Source organism: Cerasibacillus terrae (assembly GCF_008039555.1).
GTDB lineage: Bacteria > Bacillota > Bacilli > Bacillales > Amphibacillaceae > Cerasibacillus > Cerasibacillus terrae.
The window spans coordinates 330,324-349,240 of the sequence record NZ_VDUW01000001.1; the positions used below are offsets into that span (position 1 = coordinate 330,324).

The window sequence follows — 18,917 nt, forward strand, 5'->3', positions numbered from 1 at the left end:
CAAATACTATATTTGAATTTGAATAATATCGAGGAGGTATTTAGATGTCAGTACTTGATAATTTTGAATCCTGGAAAGGCTTTTTATCAAATCGTTTAGAACAAGCTAAATCAGAGGGAATGACAGAAGAAACAGTCACAAATGTTGCGTATGAGATAGGTGATTACCTAGCTAAAACGGTGGATGCAAAAAATGATGAGCAAGCGATGCTTCGTGAACTTTGGAATGCTGCATCAGAAGAAGAACAAAAATCTATTGCAAATGCAATGGTGAAACTTGTTCAAAGACAATAAAATTTCTAAAAAGGAGCTGTGATTTTTACAGCTCCTTTTTCTTCATAAAATATTTTATTCATTTTTATAATGAATTTACTTCCATATAAACTGAAAATGATTTATTATAAAGCGTATATGATTGCATTTGTGTTATTCATTCGTTAACATATTAATGGAACTATTTAAATTAAAGGAGAAAGCCATGGAAAAAACGGAATGGTATCTCGAATATGAAATCTTAATTAATCGGCCTGGATTGTTAGGAGATATTTCTTCTCTTTTAGGTATGCTATCTATTAATATCATTATGATAAACGGAGTGAAGCATGCAAGACGAGGTCTTTTAATATTAACAAAAGATGATTTACAAATAGAGCGTTTAAAAACAGTTTTACAAACAATGGACACGATTCAATTAATTAAACTTCGTAAACCAAAACTTAGGGACCGTTTAGCCGTTAGACATGGAAGATATATTCACAGTGATCAAGATGATCGTAAACTTGTACGATTTGTAAGAAATGATCTTGGTATATTAGTCGATTTCATGGCAGAATTATTTAAAAAGAATGAGCATAAACTAGTTGGTATACGAGGTATGCCTCGAGTAGGAAAAACAGAAGCAGTTGTAGCTGCAAGTGTTTGCGCTAATAAACGATGGGTTTTTGTATCAAGTACATTATTAAAACAAACCGTCCGTAGCCAATTAATTAAAGGGGAATATAGCCCACAAAATACGTACATAATTGATGGAATTGTATCGAAACATCGTGCTAACGAGAAACATTGGCAATTAATTCGTGAAATTATGCAGTTACCAGCTGTGAAAGTAATTGAACATCCAGACATTTTTGTCCAAGCAACAGAGTATACTATGGAGGACTTTGATTATATTATTGAACTCCGTAATCATGAAGATGAAGAAATATCATATAAAGATTTAGAGAGAAATACATTACATCATAATCAGGGATTTATGTAGTTACATTATATTTGGATGGTGTTGTTTATGGATATAGGAGAAAGATTAAAAGAGGCCAGACAGGAAAAAGATATTTCATTGGAAAGCCTTCAAGATATTACCAAAATTCAAAAACGCTATCTAGAAGCAATCGAAGCTGGTAATTTCGAGAAGCTTCCAGGTAATTTTTATGCTAGAGCTTTTATTAAAGAGTATGCTCTTGTTGTTGGTCTGGATCCGGAAGAGCTTTTAGAAGAATTTAAAACGCAAATTCCAGCACCGGATGAAACAGAAAATACACAGTACACAAGATTTAGTCGCACACAAAAAGAAAAGGAAAAAAATCATTCCATATTTTCATTTATTCCTACGATTATCGTTGTCATACTCGTTATAGGTATTATTGTTTCAATGGTGTATTTTTTAAATAAGAAACCAGATAGCAATAGTCCAGTCGATGAGGAAAGTAATATCGATAAAAATGAATTTTATGTGACAGATCCAGATGAGAAAGAAAGTAAAGAAGAACCAAAAGAGGATACAGAAAAAGAAAGTAATGAAAAAGATACGAATGAAGACGCTCAATCAGATGATTCTAATACAACATTAGAATTGGTTGAAGAAGGAACAGGAAATCATCCTGAATCAATTTTTAAATTATCTAAGCCTGAAGACGAAGTGAAAATTGTAGTAGAATCTGGCAGTAAAACATGGTTGGAAATTCAAGGTACAAATGGTGAACGTTTATTTTATGATTCATTAACAGAAGAGACATCACCACATGAATTAGATGTGACAGGTGAGGAAGAAGTCTTTTTTAATATTGGTTATGCTGCAGATTTTACCATTACAATCAATGGAACAGAGTTAGAATATCCAATCGATCCGACAGATGTTGTCACACAAAAAATAAGGGTCAAAATAGGAAATGAGGAATAAACATATAAAAACCCTTCCCATAAATATATGTGGAAGGGTTTTTTAAGCTCATATTTTTTAAAATCATAGGAGGAATCTCAAACAATGAACATACCAAATCGAATCACTTTATCACGTATTATGTTAATTCCCATTTTTATTATCATTTTGAGTGTACCTTTTAATTGGGGAGAATGGCAAATTGGTGAAGATGTTCTTCCAATCACTCATTTTGTTGCAGCTATTGTATTTATTATTGCTTCTGCAACGGATTGGATTGATGGGCATTATGCAAGAAAGTACCAATTGGTTACCAATCTAGGGAAATTTCTTGACCCACTCGCAGATAAATTGCTTGTGTCTGCCGCGCTTATCTTACTTGTTGAAATGGGAATAGCACCAGCTTGGGTTGTTATTTTAATTATTAGTCGCGAATTAGCTGTGACAGGTCTTCGTCTTGTTGCTGCCGGAGAGGGTATTGTACTTGCAGCTAGTAATTTAGGTAAAGTTAAAACAGCATCCCAATTAGTGGCCATTGCATTGTTATTATTACATAATTACCCATTTTCCTATCTTGGTTTTCCAATCGACATGATTATGTTGTATATTGCGCTATTTTTCACTGTGCTCTCTGGAGTGGATTACTTCATTAAAAATTGGCATGTTATGGAGGAATCAAAATAATGAAGGAATATCAGGCAGAAATAATTGCTGTAGGAACAGAATTATTACTTGGGCAAATTGCAAATACAAATGCACAATGGATCTCGAAGCAATTAGCAGCAAACGGGATAAATGTTCACTATCATGAAGTTGTTGGAGATAATTTAAAACGTGTTTCAAGTACTTTCCATCTAGCTAAAAAGCGTTCTGACATTATTATCGTTACAGGTGGTCTTGGGCCAACTGATGATGACTTAACAAGGGAAGCATTTCAAGAAGTAAGTGATATGGAGCTTATGGAACATGAGGAATCCATGAAGAAGATTGAAGCATATTTTAAGAAACACCATACAGAAATGACGGATAATAACAAAAAGCAAGCACGTGTTTTTAAAGGATCTACCGTAATAGAAAATAAAGTAGGAATGGCTCCAGGAATGATCATTACCCACGAAGGGAAAGTATGGATCTTTTTACCAGGTGTACCAAATGAAATGAAATCAATGTTCACAAATGAGATTATTCCTTATTTATATAAAATCACTGGACAAAAGCAATTAATCCAATCAATGGTCTTACGGTTTATTGGTATCGGTGAGGCAAAATTAGAACATGAACTACAAGATATGATTAAAGAGCAATCTAATCCAACTATAGCGCCTTTAGCACAAAGTGATGGACTTATCATTCGTTTAACAGTAAAGGCCGATTCAGAAAGACAAGCAAGTCACTTATTAAAAGAATGCAAAAATAAAATACTCACTCGAGTTGGTAAATTCTATGTGGGAACAGATTATGAAACAATAGAGAAAAAGGCATTATTCATGCTCAATCAACGAAAACTAACGATTGGAACGGCAGAAAGTTTGACAGGGGGAATGTTTAGCCAAAAGCTGACTTCTGTTTCCGGTTCTTCTGGAGTTTTTAAGGGCGGAATTGTTTGTTATGATCCCCAAGTTAAAACAGATATACTTGGTGTTTCAACGGAATTAATCAATACGAAGGGAACGGTTAGTTACGAATGTGCAAGTGCTTTAGCACATAATGTATGTAAATTATTGAAAACAAATATAGGAATTAGCTTTACCGGAATTGCTGGACCGACCAATATTGAGGGAAAACCAGTTGGAACTGTCTTTATTGGTATTGCTAATGATAAAGGCGAAGAATTAGTTGAAAAACATATGATTTTTGGTGATCGCGAATCAATCAGGCGAAAAGCTGTGTTAAAAGGGTATGAAATATTATTTAAGTTTTTAAAATCGATAAATTGACATGTTACAAGCATTAAAAGTGAATATTTCATTAATAATGATTACAAAAATTGCTTTTCTAGTTAATTATTGATTACAAAATACAAGAACACTTATTCGGTTTCTTCTTGGCAAATGAAATAAAAAGTTGTATGATAGATATAATGATAAAGGAGGTTGTTTCATTGAGTGATAGAAAACAAGCATTAGATAATGCATTAAGACAGATAGAGAAGCAATTCGGTAAAGGTTCTATTATGAAATTAGGGGAAGAAGCAAATAAAAAAATTGAAACTATTTCTAGTGGTTCATTGGCCTTAGATATTGCATTAGGCATTGGTGGTTATCCACGCGGTCGAGTCATTGAAATTTATGGACCAGAATCATCTGGTAAGACAACAGTAGCTTTACACGCCATTGCTGAAGCACAGAAAAATGGTGGTCAAGCAGCATTTATTGATGCAGAACATGCGTTAGATCCTACATATGCGAAAGCATTAGGCGTAAATATTGAAGAATTATTATTGTCTCAGCCTGATACAGGGGAACAAGCACTAGAAATTGCAGAGGCACTAGTACGTAGTGGGGCAGTTGACATTATTGTAGTTGACTCTGTTGCTGCACTTGTTCCAAAGGCAGAAATTGAAGGTGAAATGGGAGATTCCCATGTTGGTTTACAAGCTCGACTTATGTCTCAAGCACTACGGAAGCTTTCAGGTGCTATTAATAAATCAAAAACAACTGCTGTTTTCATTAATCAAATCCGCGAAAAAGTTGGTGTAATGTTCGGAAATCCTGAAACAACTCCAGGTGGACGTGCATTGAAATTCTATTCTTCTGTTCGTTTAGAAGTACGCCGTGCAGAAACATTGAAACAAGGAAATGAAATGGTCGGAAACCGTGCACGAATTAAGGTTGTTAAAAATAAAGTAGCACCTCCATTTAAGCAAGCGGAGGTAGATATCATGTATGGTGAAGGAATCTCTAAAGAAGGTGAATTACTAGATATTGGCTCTGATTTAGATATTGTCACAAAAAGTGGTGCATGGTATTCCTATGAAGAAGAAAGACTCGGGCAAGGACGAGAAAATGCTAAGCAATTTCTACAAGCTCATCCTGATATGCTAGAAGAAATCCAAGGAGAAATCCGAAATCATTATAAATTAGATTCAGATAAAGAAGAGGAAACGGCAGAAGAAGGCCAGGAAGTATTGGATTTACAGGAATAATCCTATTTTTTTCTCTAATATTTAATAGACTACCCTTTATCATATGAGATAAAGGGTTTTAATTTGGTGAAAGAATTTATTTCCTTAAATATAACCAAAACTTGTGAAGATTTCTTGACAAGTTTTACCTGGACAATTAAAATTGAAGATGTATAGTTATATCTTTTAAAATTATACACGTTGTATTTTTATTTATTGAATATGGTACATGCCGACAATAATGAATTCAACAAATTTATAGCAATAGGAGGTGAGAAACCGTGGATTATCCTATAATCATCTCCATTTTGCTTGCCTTGTTCCTAATCGTCGGTATTGTTGTTGGTTATCTGATTCGTAAAAAAATTGCTGAAGCTAAAATTTCAAGTGCAGAAACATTAGCAAAACAAATAGTTGAAGAAGCAAAGCGTAATGCTAAGGCAGCTAAAAAAGAAGCTCTTTTAGAAGCGAAAGATGAAATATATCAATTACGTCAAGAAACCGAAAAAGAGTTGCATGAACGCCGTGCAGAATTGCAAAAGCAAGAAAATCGCCTCATGAAAAAGGAGGAAAATCTAGATAAAAGAAGCGAAACGCTTGATAAGCGTGAGCTCATGTTAGAGAAAAAGGAATCTTCCCTAACAACAAAACAACAACAAATTGAAGAAATGGAAAGCAAAGTGGAAGCTGTGATAACTGAGCAGCAGTCCAAGCTTGAACGCATTTCAGGATATACAACAGAGCAAGCAAAACAAGTGATCCTGAGCCGTATTGAAAAAGAATTAAGACATGATTCTGCCATGATGATTAAAGAAACAGAAAATCGCGCAAAAGAAGAAGCAGACAAAAAGGCAAAAGAAGTCCTTTCTACTGCAATTCAGCGTTGTGCAGCAGATCATGTTGCTGAAACAACGGTATCTGTTGTAAGTTTGCCAAATGATGAAATGAAAGGACGTATTATTGGTCGTGAAGGACGAAATATACGTACTTTGGAAACATTAACTGGTATTGATTTAATCATTGATGATACACCAGAAGCTGTTATACTATCTGGCTTTGATCCAATTCGTAGAGAAATTGCTCGAATTGCATTACAAAATCTTGTTCAAGATGGACGAATCCATCCAGCAAGAATAGAAGAAATGGTAGACAAAGCGCGCCGAGAGGTGGACGAGCATATACGTGAAGTCGGTGAAGAAACAATCTTTGAGCTTGGTGTACATGGCTTACATCCAGACTTAATAAAAATACTAGGTCGTTTAAAATATCGTACAAGCTATGGACAGAACGTCTTAAAGCATTCAATGGAAGTAGCGTATCTTTCTGGATTGCTTGCTGCTGAATTAGGTGAAGATGAAGTATTGGCAAAAAGAGCTGGTTTGCTTCATGATATCGGAAAAGCAATTGACCATGAAGTAGAAGGAAGTCATGTTCAAATCGGTAAAGAATTAGCGATGAAGTATAATGAACATGAAATTGTTATTAATGCTATTGCCTCACACCATGGTGATGAAGAACAAACTTCTGTTGTTTCAGTTTTAGTTGCTGCCGCAGATGCAATTTCTGCAGCACGACCTGGAGCACGAAGCGAATCATTAGAAAACTATATCAAACGTCTTGAAAAACTAGAATCCATTTCAGAGTCGTTTGACGGAGTTGAAAAATCATATGCTATCCAAGCCGGACGGGAAATTCGAATTATTGTAAAGCCTGATATGATTGATGATGTTGATTCTGTTCATATTGCTCGAGATATTCGAAAGCGAATTGAGAAAGAATTGAATTATCCAGGTCATATAAAGATTACCGTCATACGTGAAACACGAGCTATTGAATATGCTAAATAATTCATAAACCTGATTGTGTGTTATATTTAAAGCAATTAAGTAAAAGCGGAGTAATTACTCCGCTTTTATTTTTTGACATTTATTTTTATTTGTGGAAAACTATACATATTATAAAATATAGGATGATAAATATATGCGAATTTTATTTATAGGAGATATAGTTGGATCTCCGGGTAGAACAATGGTAAGAGATTATTTACCGAAATTAAAAGACAAGTACCATCCCCATGTTACTATTGTCAATGGTGAAAACGCGGCTGCTGGAAAAGGTATTACCGAAAAAATTTACAAACAATTTTTAGAATGGGGAGCTCAAGCTGTTACATTAGGTAACCATGCATGGGATAAAAAAGAAATATTCGACTTTATTGATGATGCGAAGTATATGGTAAGACCAGCGAATTTTCCGCAAAATAACCCAGGAAAAGGGCTTGTATTTCTAAATGTAAATGGAATAGAAGTTGCAATTATTAATTTACAGGGAAGAACATTTTTAGCACCAATTGATGACCCTTTTACAAAAATAGATATACTCATTGAAGAAGCAAAAAAAAGAACAGACATCATATTTGTTGACTTTCATGCAGAAACAACAAGTGAAAAACAAGCACTTGGTTGGTATGTGGATGGTAGAGTAAGTGCTATTGTTGGAACACATACCCATGTACAAACAGCAGATGAACGTATATTACCAAATGGTACAGCTTATATCACTGATGTTGGTATGACTGGCCCATATGATGGTATTTTGGGAGTAGAAAAAGAAGCAGTTCTAAAACGTTTCCTTACCAATTTACCAGTACGTTTCAATGTTGATGAAAAAGGTAGCACACAATTAAGTGCTATTATTCTAACTATAGACAAAAAAACGGGAAGAGCAGAGTCTATTAAACGAATTTTAATAAATGATGATCATCCATTTTTTACTTGAATATTTGAATTTTTCGACTATTTCATTCATAATAATGTAATAAGGTGCGGACTTTAAGAATAGGATAGGATTAGAACGACAACAAGCAAAAGAGGAGGTACTAGTAATGGAAATATTAAAAGTTTCATCAAAATCAAATCCAAATTCAGTAGCAGGTGCACTTGCAAATGTATTACGTGAGCGTGGTACAGCAGAAATACAAGCCATCGGTGCGGGAGCATTAAACCAATCTGTAAAAGCTGTAGCAATTGCTAGAGGATTTGTTGCACCTAGTGGAGTCGATTTAATCTGTATTCCTGCCTTTACTGATATTATGATTGACAACGAAGAACGTACGGCTATAAAGTTAATTGTGGAACCAAGATAAAAAAGTATTTCACATAGCAGTGTTACATTTTTGTGACACTGTTTTTTTATTGTCTTTTTTTTAGAGAAATATTATATGTGAAATGTTGTTTAATTTACTTATACCCTTTATACTAAAATAATGTATGATTAATTTTAAGATAAATGGATTGTTAAAGAAAGGAGTCTAATCATGAACGAACAACAACGTAAAGAACAATCTCAAATTAAACAAGTGGATGCCGCGGACCAAAAATCCGGTCAGGACAAACCATTACATGAAAAAACGAGTGCAGATTTTGCAAAATACTTTGAAACAACGTATGAGCCACCTAATATTAATAAAGCACGTAAACGTGGTCGTGAACAAGTAGAGGTACATTATGATTTCAATATCCCAGAAGATATGAGGGATGTTGGAAAAGGTAAGAAGTTTTTAATTCGCACATATGGCTGTCAAATGAATGAACATGATACAGAAGTAATGGCAGGTATTTTAAGTAGTATGGGGTATGAAGCCACCTCAGACACATCAGATGCTGATATTATTTTATTGAATACATGTGCCATTCGTGAAAATGCAGAGAATAAAGTTTTTGGTGAAATTGGGCATTTAAAACCGCTGAAATTAGAGAAACCTGATTTGATATTAGGTGTTTGTGGTTGTATGTCACAACAAGAGTCTGTTGTTAATCGAATTATGAAAAAACACCAACATGTTGATCTCATTTTTGGAACGCATAATATTCATCGTCTGCCACATTTAGTAAAAGAAGCAATGTTTGGGAAAGCCCAGGTAGTCGAAGTTTGGTCCAAGGAAGGAGATATCATAGAAAACCTTCCTAAAGTACGGCAAGGGAAAATAAAAGCATGGGTTAATATCATGTACGGCTGTGATAAATTCTGTACGTACTGTATTGTTCCGATGACACGTGGTAAAGAACGGAGCCGAAGACCAGAAGATATCATACAAGAAGTTCGTCACTTAGCTGCACAAGGATATCAAGAAGTGACACTCCTAGGGCAAAATGTCAATGCATATGGAAAAGACTTTGAAGACATTGATTATCGTTTTGGTGATTTAATGGATGATGTACGCAAAATTGATATCCCACGTGTTCGTTTTACTACTTCCCATCCACGGGACTTTGATGATCATCTGATTGAAGTGCTTGCAAAAGGTGGAAATCTTCTTGATCATATTCACTTACCTGTTCAATCAGGAAGTAGTGAAATTTTACGGAAGATGAACAGAAAATATACGCGAGAAGAGTTTTTAGAACTAGTTCGTAAAATAAAAGCAGCAATTCCAAATGTTACACTTACAACAGATATTATTGTTGGTTTCCCTAATGAAACGGAGGAACAATTTGAAGAAACACTTTCACTTGTTGAAGAAGTTGGCTTTGAATCGGCATACACATTTATTTATTCTCCAAGGGAAGGAACACCAGCTGCAAGGAAAAAAGATGATGTAACTGAAGAAGTGAAAAAAGAACGTCTGTATCGATTAAATGATCTTGTAAATCAGCAATCTAGTGAAGCAATGACAAAATATACAGGTGAAATTGTTAAAGTGCTTGTTGAAGGTGAAAGTAAGAAAGACCCAGATGTATTAGCTGGTTACACCGAAAAAAACAAACTAGTAAACTTCAAAGGTCCAAGAGAAGCAATCGGAAATATCGTCAAAGTAAAAATAACAGAAGCAAAAACATGGTCATTAGATGGAATCATGGTAGAAAATACAGTAGAGGTGAAATAAATGACACAATATACACGTAAACAAGTTCTAGATGAAGCAAAAAAATTAGCATCAATGTTGGCAAACACAGAAGAAATTGAGCAATTTAAACAAGCAGAAGCAAAAATAAACGAAAGTGAAAAAGTACAATCTCTTATCACAAAAATTAAAGCATTACAAAAACAAGCAGTAAATCTACAAGCATATGAAAAAACAGAGGCTCTTGAAAAGGTAGAAAAAGAATTAGACCGGATGCAAAATGAATTAGATGCAATTCCTGTTGTAGAGGAATTTAAAGATACGCAAGTTGTAGTAAATGATGTTCTTCAACTTATTACAGGAACAATTGCCCGATCTGTTACAAAAGATATTATTGAATCAACGGGTGGCGATGTCCTTGCAGGAGAAACAGGTTCTAAATTAAAAAATAAAAAACCTACTTGTTGTCAGTCTTAAAAAATTGCTTGATGATGTGAAACATCGTCAAGCTTTTTTTGTATTTTGTAACATATTTGTTGTACTTCTCATATAACGTAGTAGATTCACCTAATAGGCAAGAAGAATATGCTGTTTTATATTCTTGCAAAAGATTCACTTTAGGTATTCGCCTTGCATAAAATGACAATGTAAAAAGAGGAGGTAAACGTTATTATGAGTTTTTTAAAAAAAGAGTATCGAGAAATTATAACGAAAGCAGTTTGTGGAAAAGGGAAAAAGTTTACGAACGAAACTCATTCCGTTACACCATCACATAGACCAACAAGTATCTTAGGATGCTGGATTATTAATCATCGATATCATTCGAAGAAAAAGTCAGAGGATTCGGTAGAGGTAAATGGAAGTTATGATATAAATATATGGTATTCCTATCATGATAATACGAAAACAGAAGTTGTCACAGAGCGAGTCCAATATCGTGATATTGTACCACTTTCCATTAAAGATGATCATTCCATTAGCAATGATTTTGATGTCGTTTGTAAAGCAACTCAACAACCAAATTGCTTAGAATGTGAGATTTCAAAGAAAGGTGATCAAATAAAAGTAGATACAGAACGTGAATTTATTGTTCAAGTGATTGGAGAGACAAAAGTATATGTAAAAGTCGATCCAGAAGGGAATAATTATGTAGATGATGATGACGCATGGGATTTTGCTGTTGTTGACGAGGAATTAGAGGATGTGGACCCTAATTTTTTAAAAAACAAAGAATAAAAACTTTATAAACTTACGGGAAAATAATTCTCGTAAGTTTCTTTATTTCTTTTATTTCAATTGCTGATTTTGTTCATTTTTAAAATTGATTTCCCCAATATAATTGACAGCCGATAAATAAAGGAAATGCCTATAATAACAACTTTTATGTTATAATGACAACATATGATGACTGTTTTGGAGGATTTATAATGGCAAAACATACACCAATGATTAAACAATATTTAAAAATAAAAGCAGAACATAAAGATTCGTTTTTATTTTTTCGTCTTGGTGACTTTTATGAACTATTTTTTGATGATGCGATAAAAGCAGCCCAAGAACTTGAAATAACATTAACAAAGAGGGACTCTGGACAAAAGGAAGAAATACCAATGTGTGGCGTCCCGTATCACTCAGCAAGTAACTATATTAAAATATTAATTGATAAAGGATACAAAGTTGCTATTTGTGAACAAACAGAAGACCCAAAAAAAGCAAAAGGAATTGTGAAAAGAGAAGTCATTCAAGTGATTACACCAGGAACAGTTATGGAAAGCACTATGTTAGAGGAACATGATAACAACTATATTGCTAGTTTATCTCATTTTCCAGATGGCACATTTGTACTTGCATATAATGATCTGTCAACAGGAGAAAATCGAATCGCCTTACTAAATAATGGATGGGAACAAGTAATCCACGAACTATATAATCAACCAATAAAAGAAGTGGTTATTGCAACAGCATTGCCGAAAAAGTATCAGGAGCAGTTAAAAGACCGATTACATGTAACGATTTCTTATGAAGATAAGGTGAATTTTAATGCGGAGTATCGTTTCCTATGTGAAAATATAAATAATGATGAAAGATTAATGAAAGGATTCAGCAGATTATTAAATTATATACAACACACACAAAAACGATCCCTAAATCATTTACAACAAGCAAAAATAATTGAATTAAATCAATATTTATCACTAGACATGTATTCGAAACGAAATTTAGAATTAACGGAATCAATTTTAAGAAAGGGAAAACACGGAAGTTTGTTATGGATTTTAGATAAAACAGTCACTGCAATGGGATCTCGACAATTAAAAAAGTGGATTGAACGTCCACTATTACATCAAACAAGTATCGAAAATCGCCTTGATATTGTTGAAAGTTTCTTAAAAGGATTTATGCAACGAGAACAATTACGTGAATCTTTAAAATCAGTATATGATTTGGAACGACTTGCTGGAAGAGTTGCTTTTGGAAATGTTAATGCACGAGATTTAATCCAATTGAAAAATTCATTACAACAAATACCTAACATCAAACAAATATTGACTCAGTTTGAAGAAGAAAAAACGAAACAATTAGCAGAACAACTTCAAGTACCAAATCATTTAATTGATTTACTAGAAAAAAGTATAAAGGACGACCCACCTGTATCAATTAAGGAAGGTTCATTAATTAAAGATGGTTACCATAAAACACTCGATACATATCGGGATGCAAGTCACAATGGGAAAAAATGGATTGCGGAGTTAGAGAAAAAAGAAAAAGAAGAAACAAATATTCGTTCATTAAAAATCGGTTATAATCGTGTTTTTGGATATTATATTGAAGTAACCAAAGCAAATCTTCATCTACTTCCTGAGGGGAGATATGAACGAAAACAAACATTAACAAATGCAGAACGATTTGTTACACCAGAATTAAAAGAAAAAGAACAATTAATATTAGAAGCAGAAGAAAAGAGTATTGACTTAGAGTATGAGTTGTTTTTGGGTATACGGGAAAAAATAAAAGAACATATTCCACAGTTACAAGTATTAGCTGAAATTATCAGTACCATTGATGTATTGCAATCATTTGCTTTGGTTAGTGAAATCAATCATTATACTCGACCTGTTTTTCATCAACAAGAATTATCAATCAAAGATGGCCGTCACCCAGTTGTAGAACAAGTAATTAAAGATGGTTCCTATGTCCCAAACGATATCAATTTAGATGAGGATACAGATATCTTATTAATTACTGGACCAAATATGTCAGGAAAGAGTACATATATGCGGCAACTTGCCTTGATTATTATTATGGGACAAATTGGCTGTTTTGTACCTGCAGAAAAGGCTCATTTGAAGATTTTCGATAAAATCTTTACTAGAATTGGGGCAGCAGATGACCTTGTTTCAGGGCAAAGTACCTTCATGGTAGAGATGTTAGAAGCAAACCATGCTTTAAAAAATGCAACCGAAAATAGTTTGATTTTATTAGATGAAATTGGACGGGGGACAAGCACATATGACGGGATTGCGTTAGCACAAGCAATTGTTGAATATATTCATGATTATGTTTATGCTAAAACATTGTTTTCTACGCATTATCATGAACTAACTGCACTTGAAACCTCCTTGCCTAGATTAAAAAACATTCATGTTCGAGCAGAAGAATATGAAGGGAATGTTGTATTTTTACATCAAGTAAAAGAAGGAGCTGCAGATAAAAGTTATGGAATTCATGTTGCTAAGCTTGCTAACTTACCAGGAAATTTAATCGAACGAGCAACAACTATTCTAAATAAATTTGAACAGGCTGGAACAAATGAAACAGAAACAATGAAAAGTGAGTCAAATCAACTTTCATTGTTTGAAGAACAAAAAGAGAAGAATAAACCAATGAAAAAATCTACTCAGCAACCTGATTTGGCTCATGAGTTAAGCCAAATCAATTTACTTGAGATGACACCGATAGATGCATTAAATGAATTGTATCGTCTGCAGAAACTAATAAAATGATTGCCTAAGTATTTAGAAAGGAGATAAAGCATGGGAATTGTACAAATGTCTGAATCACTTGCAAATATGATAGCTGCAGGGGAAGTTGTCGAACGGCCTGCTTCTGTTGTGAAGGAACTGGTAGAAAATAGTATCGATGCAAATAGTACATGGATAAAAATAGAATTAAAGGAAGCAGGAATTGAACAAATAAGAGTGACAGATAATGGTGATGGCATTTCAGACATTGATTGTGAGAGGGCTTTTTTGCGACATGCAACAAGTAAAATTAAAGATGAGACGGATTTGTTTCGTATAAAAACATTAGGGTTTCGTGGTGAAGCATTAGCAAGTATCGCTTCTGTTAGTCGGTTATCTATTAAAACATCGACAGGGGAAAAAGCAAGCACATACCTATTTTTAGAGGGTGGACATGTAAAAGAAAGATCGATTAGTGATGCTCGTAAAGGTACCGAGATTACGGTCAATGATTTATTTTTTAACACACCAGCACGTCTTAAATATATGAAAACAATTCATACCGAACTTGGGCATATTACAGATTATTTGAATCGACTTGCATTATCACATCCAGAGGTTCGCTTTGAGGCCGTGCATAATGGGAAAGTATTATTTCAAACAGCAGGATCTGGTGATTTATTACAGGTGATTGCCCAAGTCTATGGAATGAAAGTCGCCAAAAAAATGATACCGCTTGAACAAAAAAGCCTAGACTTTGTAATTCGCGGCTATATTGGTAAACCCGAGGTAACAAGGGCGTCAAGAAACTTTATATCAATCATTGTAAATGGCAGATATATTAGAAATTATTTACTAACACAGGCTATTATTCGAGCATATCACAGCTTACTGATGATTGGTCGTTTTCCAATTGTTGTATTGTCTATTGAGATGGATCCATATTTAGTTGATTTTAACGTCCATCCAACAAAGCTAGAAGCAAGATTTAGTAAGGAAAGAGAATTAATACAAATAATTGAAGAAACCATTAAACAAACATTTCGTAACACAACACTTATTCCAGAAATGCAAGTCACTAAACAAGAAGAAAAAAAATCCATACAAGACACATTAGATTTTGAGTCAGCTGTAACAAGTAAAAAAGAAAAGTCATTTTCACCGTCCATTCGGGAACCAGCATTAGATCAATATACTTCTAATTTAGATACAAAAAAATCTCAAGAGACACCGCATTTTTTACATGAAAAGGAAGAACAGAAGGAACCAAAACCCTTTCAGACAGAGAAATCACAGGAGATAAGCGATGCTGATACTCGAGTTCCAATGATGTTTCCGATTGGTCAACTTCACGGAACCTATATTTTAGCACAAAACGAAACAGGGCTATATATGATTGACCAACATGCCGCCCAAGAACGTGTTAAATATGAATATTATCGAAAAAAACTAAGTGAACCGATTCAGATGTCACAAGAATTATTATTACCACTTACATTTGAATTTTCGAGACAAGAAGCAATTTTTATCAATCAGTTTAAACATGAGTTAGAAAAAGTCGGTTTGTTTTTTAAACCTTTTGGGAATAACACTTATATCATAAGGTCCTACCCAAGTTGGTTTCCATCCGGGCATGAAGAAGAGGTTATTCGTGAGATGGTTCAACAAATTATCGTAGATGGAAAAATTGATTTACCAATGGTTCGTGATGAACTAGCTGCATTAATGTCATGTAAACGATCCATAAAAGCTAATCATTATTTAAATAATGATGATATGTTTCAACTACTTGAGGACTTAAGAAAAACAAAAGACCCATTTACATGCCCACATGGAAGGCCAATAATTGTTCATTTCACATCTTATGAACTTGAAAAAATGTTTAAACGAATACAATAGGATGTATAAAGACATCACCATGTGTTCAAACTATTTATATATTAGGAGGGTTTTTATGGAAAATCAAAATTTAATCAATTATCTCAATCAACTATTATCTAATCAATTTACAATGTATGTGAAATTACACAGATATCATTGGTATATCCAAGGAAAACATTTCTTTCAATTACATGAGGTATTTGAAGAGATGTACAATCAATTTGCCGCACAACTGGATGAAACTGCAGAACGTATACTTATGATTCAAGGAAAACCACTTGCAACAATGTCCAAATATCTGAAAGAAGCAACCATTGAAGAAGCAAGTGCAGATGATACAGAACAAGAAATAATCAGTCAATTAATTCAGGATTTAGAACAATTAGTAAAGGAAATACGTAGTGAGGGATTACCGTTAGCAGGAGAAATACAGGACGAACCAACTACCGATTTATTAATTGGGATGCAATCCTACTATGAAAAAATGGTTTGGATGCTTCAAGCCTTTCTTCATGAAAGATAAAGTGAAACCTCAATCAGTGGGAGCCTTCTTCATCCCCACTGATTGTTATTTTACAAAACGGGCATTTACTGGCTGCTGATCCCTAAATTACAACACTTGGTCTTACTTTGCTTTTTGAAATGGGATTTTTACAACAAGCTTGCCGGGGTAAAATATATTAAATGTCTTATGAAATGATTAGGGGAATAGGAATGAAACCAAAAGTTGTGGCAATAGTTGGACCTACTGCGGTAGGGAAGACAAAGCTTAGTATTGAAATGGCGAAGAAATTTAATGGGGAAATTATTAGTGGTGATTCCATGCAAGTGTATAAAGGAATGGATATTGGTACAGCTAAAATAACAAAAGAAGAAACAGAAGGTATTCCCCATTATATGATAAATATAAAAGAACCAAAAGATTCCTTCACTGTAGCAGATTTTAAAAGTTTAGTCACACAGTATATTGATGAAATCCTTGCACGTAATAAATTACCGATTATTGTTGGTGGAAGCGGTTTATATATTCAATCTGTTATGTACGACTATCAATTTGCTGAAATAAAAAGAGATGAACAATTTACGAAGGATTTAGAGGATAAAATAGCTAACCATGGAATCCAGCCATTATACGAGAAATTACAACAAGTTGATCCAGAACAAGCAAAAAAAATACATCCAAACAACCATCGTCGCGTTATAAGAGCACTTGAAGTTTATGAACAGACAGGTCTAACAATGGATGAAATAATAAAACGAAAAATGAATAAAAAAAGTCCATATGATTGGGTACTAATAGGTCTTGAAATGGAAAGAAAGCTTTTATACGAACGAATTAATTACCGTGTTGACCTCATGTTACATAATGCGTTGGAAGAAGAGGTTTTTCATCTGTATCAACAAGGTCTTGAAAACACACAAGCAATGCGTGCAATTGGGTATAAAGAATTTATTCCTTATTTTAAAGGTGAATATGATTTAAATCGAGCCATTGAATTATTGAAACGCAATTCACGGAGATATGCTAAACGTCAATATACATGGTTTAGAAACAAAATGAATGTAAATTGGTATTCCATAACACCCGAGGAAACAAAACAGCAATTTCAAATAATTTTAAAAGATTTAGCAGGATTATTAAAAGATACGTAGAAATAAATATATAGATAGAAAAAGAGGAGGACTTATAAAATGGCGCAAACCGGGAACTTTCAAGACCAATATTTAAACACTTTGCGAAAGGACCATATTTTGGTCACGGTGTTTTTAACTAATGGATTTCAATTAAGAGGTGTAATAAAAGCTTTCGATAATTTTACTATTTTATTAGAAACAGATGGAAAACAGCAATTAATTTTCAAACATGCAATCTCTACATTTGTTCCAATAAAAAATATTAAATTAGATTAAATACATAAACGCGGACACAAATTAGTGTCTGCGTTTTTTAATTAGGCCTTTGTCACAAAATAACCTATAAAACGTATAATATTGTGATTAGGGGTGATGAATTGACTACCAAAATAACGAATAATAAAAATGGGCAGATTAATATTATTTTAGATAATCATAAGGTTACGAATCACTTGAATGAACGTAACCACCTATTTAAAAAGAACCCTTTTTCCCATATTGATGAGGCCTTTTCTTCAATTGTTGGTATGTCTGCATTGAAAGAAAAAATTCAAGAAATTTATGCAACAATTATCATTAATAAGAAACGAAGTGAATCTGGTCTACACTGTCAAAAACAAGTACTTCATATGTTATTTAAAGGAAATCCGGGTACAGGTAAAACAACAGTAGCCAGAAAACTAGCAAAAATTTATCAAAGCTTAAATCTATTATCTAAAGGTCATTTAATTGAAGCAGAACGTGCTGACCTTGTTGGAGAATATATTGGTCAAACTGCTCAAAAAACCCGTGCCATTATTCAAAAATCCTTAGGAGGCATATTATTTATCGATGAAGCTTATTCATTAGCACGTGGTGGGGAAAAAGACTTTGGGAAAGAAGCGATTGATACATTAGTAAAACATATGGAAGATCATCAACAAGATTTTGTATTAATTCTTGCTGGCTATCCAAACGAGATGGAACAATTTCTAACGCTAAACCCTGGATTGAAGTCTCGATTTCCATTTATTTTGGATTTCCCTAACTATAATATAAATCAATTAATGGAAATCGCAAAAAAAATGGTTACTGATAGAGAATATAAACTAACAAAAGAAGCAGCATGGAAATTAAAAATTTTACTTTCAAAGCAGATTGATGAAGAACGAAAGAATTTTTCAAATGGACGTTTTGTTCGTAATGTCATTGAATGCGCCATTCGTAATCATGCTGTAAGGCTTTTGTATCACACCGATTGGACGATGGATGATTTAATTTATATTACAGAGGAAGATATAATATTTCACGACCTTAAATGATTCCTTTTTGTAGTTCT

The 18,917-nt window shown here is 33.6% G+C and carries 18 protein-coding genes; all 18 read left to right on the top strand.

The window, feature by feature from the left end; genetic code table 11:
* Positions 1 to 44 precede the first annotated feature (44 nt).
* The 18 genes from FHP05_RS01640 to spoVK all read left to right on the top strand — a co-directional run bounded on the left by FHP05_RS01640 (position 45) and on the right by spoVK (position 18,900).
* On the top strand, positions 45 to 293 hold the full coding sequence (locus tag FHP05_RS01640; RefSeq protein ID WP_147665449.1) for a DUF3243 domain-containing protein: 249 nt from the start codon (positions 45 to 47) through the stop codon (positions 291 to 293).
* 184 nt (positions 294 to 477) lie between these two features.
* Positions 478 to 1,257 carry a DUF3388 domain-containing protein gene (locus tag FHP05_RS01645; protein WP_147665451.1) on the top strand — a complete coding sequence of 260 codons (780 nt, stop codon included), beginning with the start codon at positions 478 to 480 and terminating at the stop codon, positions 1,255 to 1,257.
* Positions 1,258 to 1,284: 27 nt separating this feature from the next.
* Positions 1,285 to 2,175 carry a helix-turn-helix domain-containing protein gene (locus FHP05_RS01650; RefSeq protein WP_147665453.1) on the top strand — a complete coding sequence of 297 codons (891 nt, stop codon included), beginning with the start codon at positions 1,285 to 1,287 and terminating at the stop codon, positions 2,173 to 2,175.
* Between the two features lie 84 nt (positions 2,176 to 2,259).
* Positions 2,260 to 2,838 carry a CDP-diacylglycerol--glycerol-3-phosphate 3-phosphatidyltransferase gene (pgsA, locus tag FHP05_RS01655; RefSeq protein ID WP_147665455.1) on the top strand — a complete coding sequence of 193 codons (579 nt, stop codon included), beginning with the start codon at positions 2,260 to 2,262 and terminating at the stop codon, positions 2,836 to 2,838.
* On the top strand, positions 2,838 to 4,091 hold the full coding sequence (locus FHP05_RS01660; RefSeq protein WP_147665456.1) for a competence/damage-inducible protein A: 1,254 nt from the start codon (positions 2,838 to 2,840) through the stop codon (positions 4,089 to 4,091). The genes pgsA and FHP05_RS01660 overlap by 1 nt, the downstream gene beginning before the upstream one ends.
* A 164-nt stretch (positions 4,092 to 4,255) precedes the next feature.
* Positions 4,256 to 5,299, top strand: a complete 1,044-nt coding sequence (recA, locus tag FHP05_RS01665) for a recombinase RecA (protein ID WP_147665458.1) — start codon at positions 4,256 to 4,258, stop codon at positions 5,297 to 5,299.
* A 260-nt stretch (positions 5,300 to 5,559) separates the two neighbouring features.
* The gene (rny, locus tag FHP05_RS01670; protein WP_147665460.1) at positions 5,560 to 7,125 is read left to right on the top strand and encodes a ribonuclease Y; all 1,566 of its coding nucleotides are present in this window, start codon (positions 5,560 to 5,562) and stop codon (positions 7,123 to 7,125) included.
* A gap of 133 nt (positions 7,126 to 7,258) precedes the next feature.
* Positions 7,259 to 8,056 carry a TIGR00282 family metallophosphoesterase gene (locus FHP05_RS01675; RefSeq protein ID WP_147665461.1) on the top strand — a complete coding sequence of 266 codons (798 nt, stop codon included), beginning with the start codon at positions 7,259 to 7,261 and terminating at the stop codon, positions 8,054 to 8,056.
* Positions 8,057 to 8,162: 106 nt separating this feature from the next.
* On the top strand, positions 8,163 to 8,423 hold the full coding sequence (locus tag FHP05_RS01680) for a stage V sporulation protein S (protein WP_147665463.1): 261 nt from the start codon (positions 8,163 to 8,165) through the stop codon (positions 8,421 to 8,423).
* A 171-nt stretch (positions 8,424 to 8,594) separates the two neighbouring features.
* Positions 8,595 to 10,163 carry a tRNA (N6-isopentenyl adenosine(37)-C2)-methylthiotransferase MiaB gene (gene miaB / locus FHP05_RS01685; RefSeq protein ID WP_147665465.1) on the top strand — a complete coding sequence of 523 codons (1,569 nt, stop codon included), beginning with the start codon at positions 8,595 to 8,597 and terminating at the stop codon, positions 10,161 to 10,163.
* The gene (locus tag FHP05_RS01690; RefSeq protein ID WP_147665467.1) at positions 10,164 to 10,598 is read left to right on the top strand and encodes a RicAFT regulatory complex protein RicA family protein; all 435 of its coding nucleotides are present in this window, start codon (positions 10,164 to 10,166) and stop codon (positions 10,596 to 10,598) included. It begins immediately after the preceding gene.
* Between the two features lie 195 nt (positions 10,599 to 10,793).
* On the top strand, positions 10,794 to 11,357 hold the full coding sequence (locus tag FHP05_RS01695) for an outer spore coat protein CotE (protein WP_147665469.1): 564 nt from the start codon (positions 10,794 to 10,796) through the stop codon (positions 11,355 to 11,357).
* 191 nt (positions 11,358 to 11,548) lie between these two features.
* Positions 11,549 to 14,125 (top strand): DNA mismatch repair protein MutS, encoded by a 2,577-nt coding sequence (mutS, locus tag FHP05_RS01700; RefSeq protein WP_147665471.1) that lies wholly within the window; start codon positions 11,549 to 11,551, stop codon positions 14,123 to 14,125.
* A 30-nt stretch (positions 14,126 to 14,155) separates the two neighbouring features.
* Entirely contained in the window at positions 14,156 to 15,982 is a 1,827-nt protein-coding gene (gene mutL / locus FHP05_RS01705) for a DNA mismatch repair endonuclease MutL (protein WP_147665473.1), read from the top strand.
* Positions 15,983 to 16,037: 55 nt separating this feature from the next.
* Complete coding sequence (locus tag FHP05_RS01710) at positions 16,038 to 16,487, top strand: Dps family protein (protein WP_147665475.1); 450 nt, start codon at positions 16,038 to 16,040, stop codon at positions 16,485 to 16,487.
* Between the two features lie 191 nt (positions 16,488 to 16,678).
* Positions 16,679 to 17,617, top strand: coding sequence for a tRNA (adenosine(37)-N6)-dimethylallyltransferase MiaA (gene miaA, locus FHP05_RS01715; protein WP_147665477.1), 939 nt, complete (start codon positions 16,679 to 16,681; stop codon positions 17,615 to 17,617).
* A gap of 39 nt (positions 17,618 to 17,656) precedes the next feature.
* Entirely contained in the window at positions 17,657 to 17,875 is a 219-nt protein-coding gene (gene hfq / locus FHP05_RS01720) for an RNA chaperone Hfq (protein ID WP_147665479.1), read from the top strand.
* A 101-nt stretch (positions 17,876 to 17,976) separates the two neighbouring features.
* Positions 17,977 to 18,900, top strand: coding sequence for a stage V sporulation protein K (spoVK, locus tag FHP05_RS01725; protein WP_147665481.1), 924 nt, complete (start codon positions 17,977 to 17,979; stop codon positions 18,898 to 18,900).
* Positions 18,901 to 18,917: the final 17 nt, after the last annotated feature.

Coding starts and splice junctions, on each gene's coding strand:
- FHP05_RS01645 (WP_147665451.1), top strand. CDS start 478: ATGGAAAAAACGGAATGGTATCTCGAATATGAAATCTTAATTAATCGG.
- FHP05_RS01640 (WP_147665449.1), top strand. CDS start 45: ATGTCAGTACTTGATAATTTTGAATCCTGGAAAGGCTTTTTATCAAAT.
- pgsA (WP_147665455.1), top strand. CDS start 2,260: ATGAACATACCAAATCGAATCACTTTATCACGTATTATGTTAATTCCC.
- FHP05_RS01690 (WP_147665467.1), top strand. CDS start 10,164: ATGACACAATATACACGTAAACAAGTTCTAGATGAAGCAAAAAAATTA.
- FHP05_RS01660 (WP_147665456.1), top strand. CDS start 2,838: ATGAAGGAATATCAGGCAGAAATAATTGCTGTAGGAACAGAATTATTA.
- mutL (WP_147665473.1), top strand. CDS start 14,156: ATGGGAATTGTACAAATGTCTGAATCACTTGCAAATATGATAGCTGCA.
- miaB (WP_147665465.1), top strand. CDS start 8,595: ATGAACGAACAACAACGTAAAGAACAATCTCAAATTAAACAAGTGGAT.
- mutS (WP_147665471.1), top strand. CDS start 11,549: ATGGCAAAACATACACCAATGATTAAACAATATTTAAAAATAAAAGCA.
- FHP05_RS01680 (WP_147665463.1), top strand. CDS start 8,163: ATGGAAATATTAAAAGTTTCATCAAAATCAAATCCAAATTCAGTAGCA.
- FHP05_RS01675 (WP_147665461.1), top strand. CDS start 7,259: ATGCGAATTTTATTTATAGGAGATATAGTTGGATCTCCGGGTAGAACA.
- miaA (WP_147665477.1), top strand. CDS start 16,679: ATGAAACCAAAAGTTGTGGCAATAGTTGGACCTACTGCGGTAGGGAAG.
- FHP05_RS01650 (WP_147665453.1), top strand. CDS start 1,285: ATGGATATAGGAGAAAGATTAAAAGAGGCCAGACAGGAAAAAGATATT.
- FHP05_RS01695 (WP_147665469.1), top strand. CDS start 10,794: ATGAGTTTTTTAAAAAAAGAGTATCGAGAAATTATAACGAAAGCAGTT.
- hfq (WP_147665479.1), top strand. CDS start 17,657: ATGGCGCAAACCGGGAACTTTCAAGACCAATATTTAAACACTTTGCGA.
- FHP05_RS01710 (WP_147665475.1), top strand. CDS start 16,038: ATGGAAAATCAAAATTTAATCAATTATCTCAATCAACTATTATCTAAT.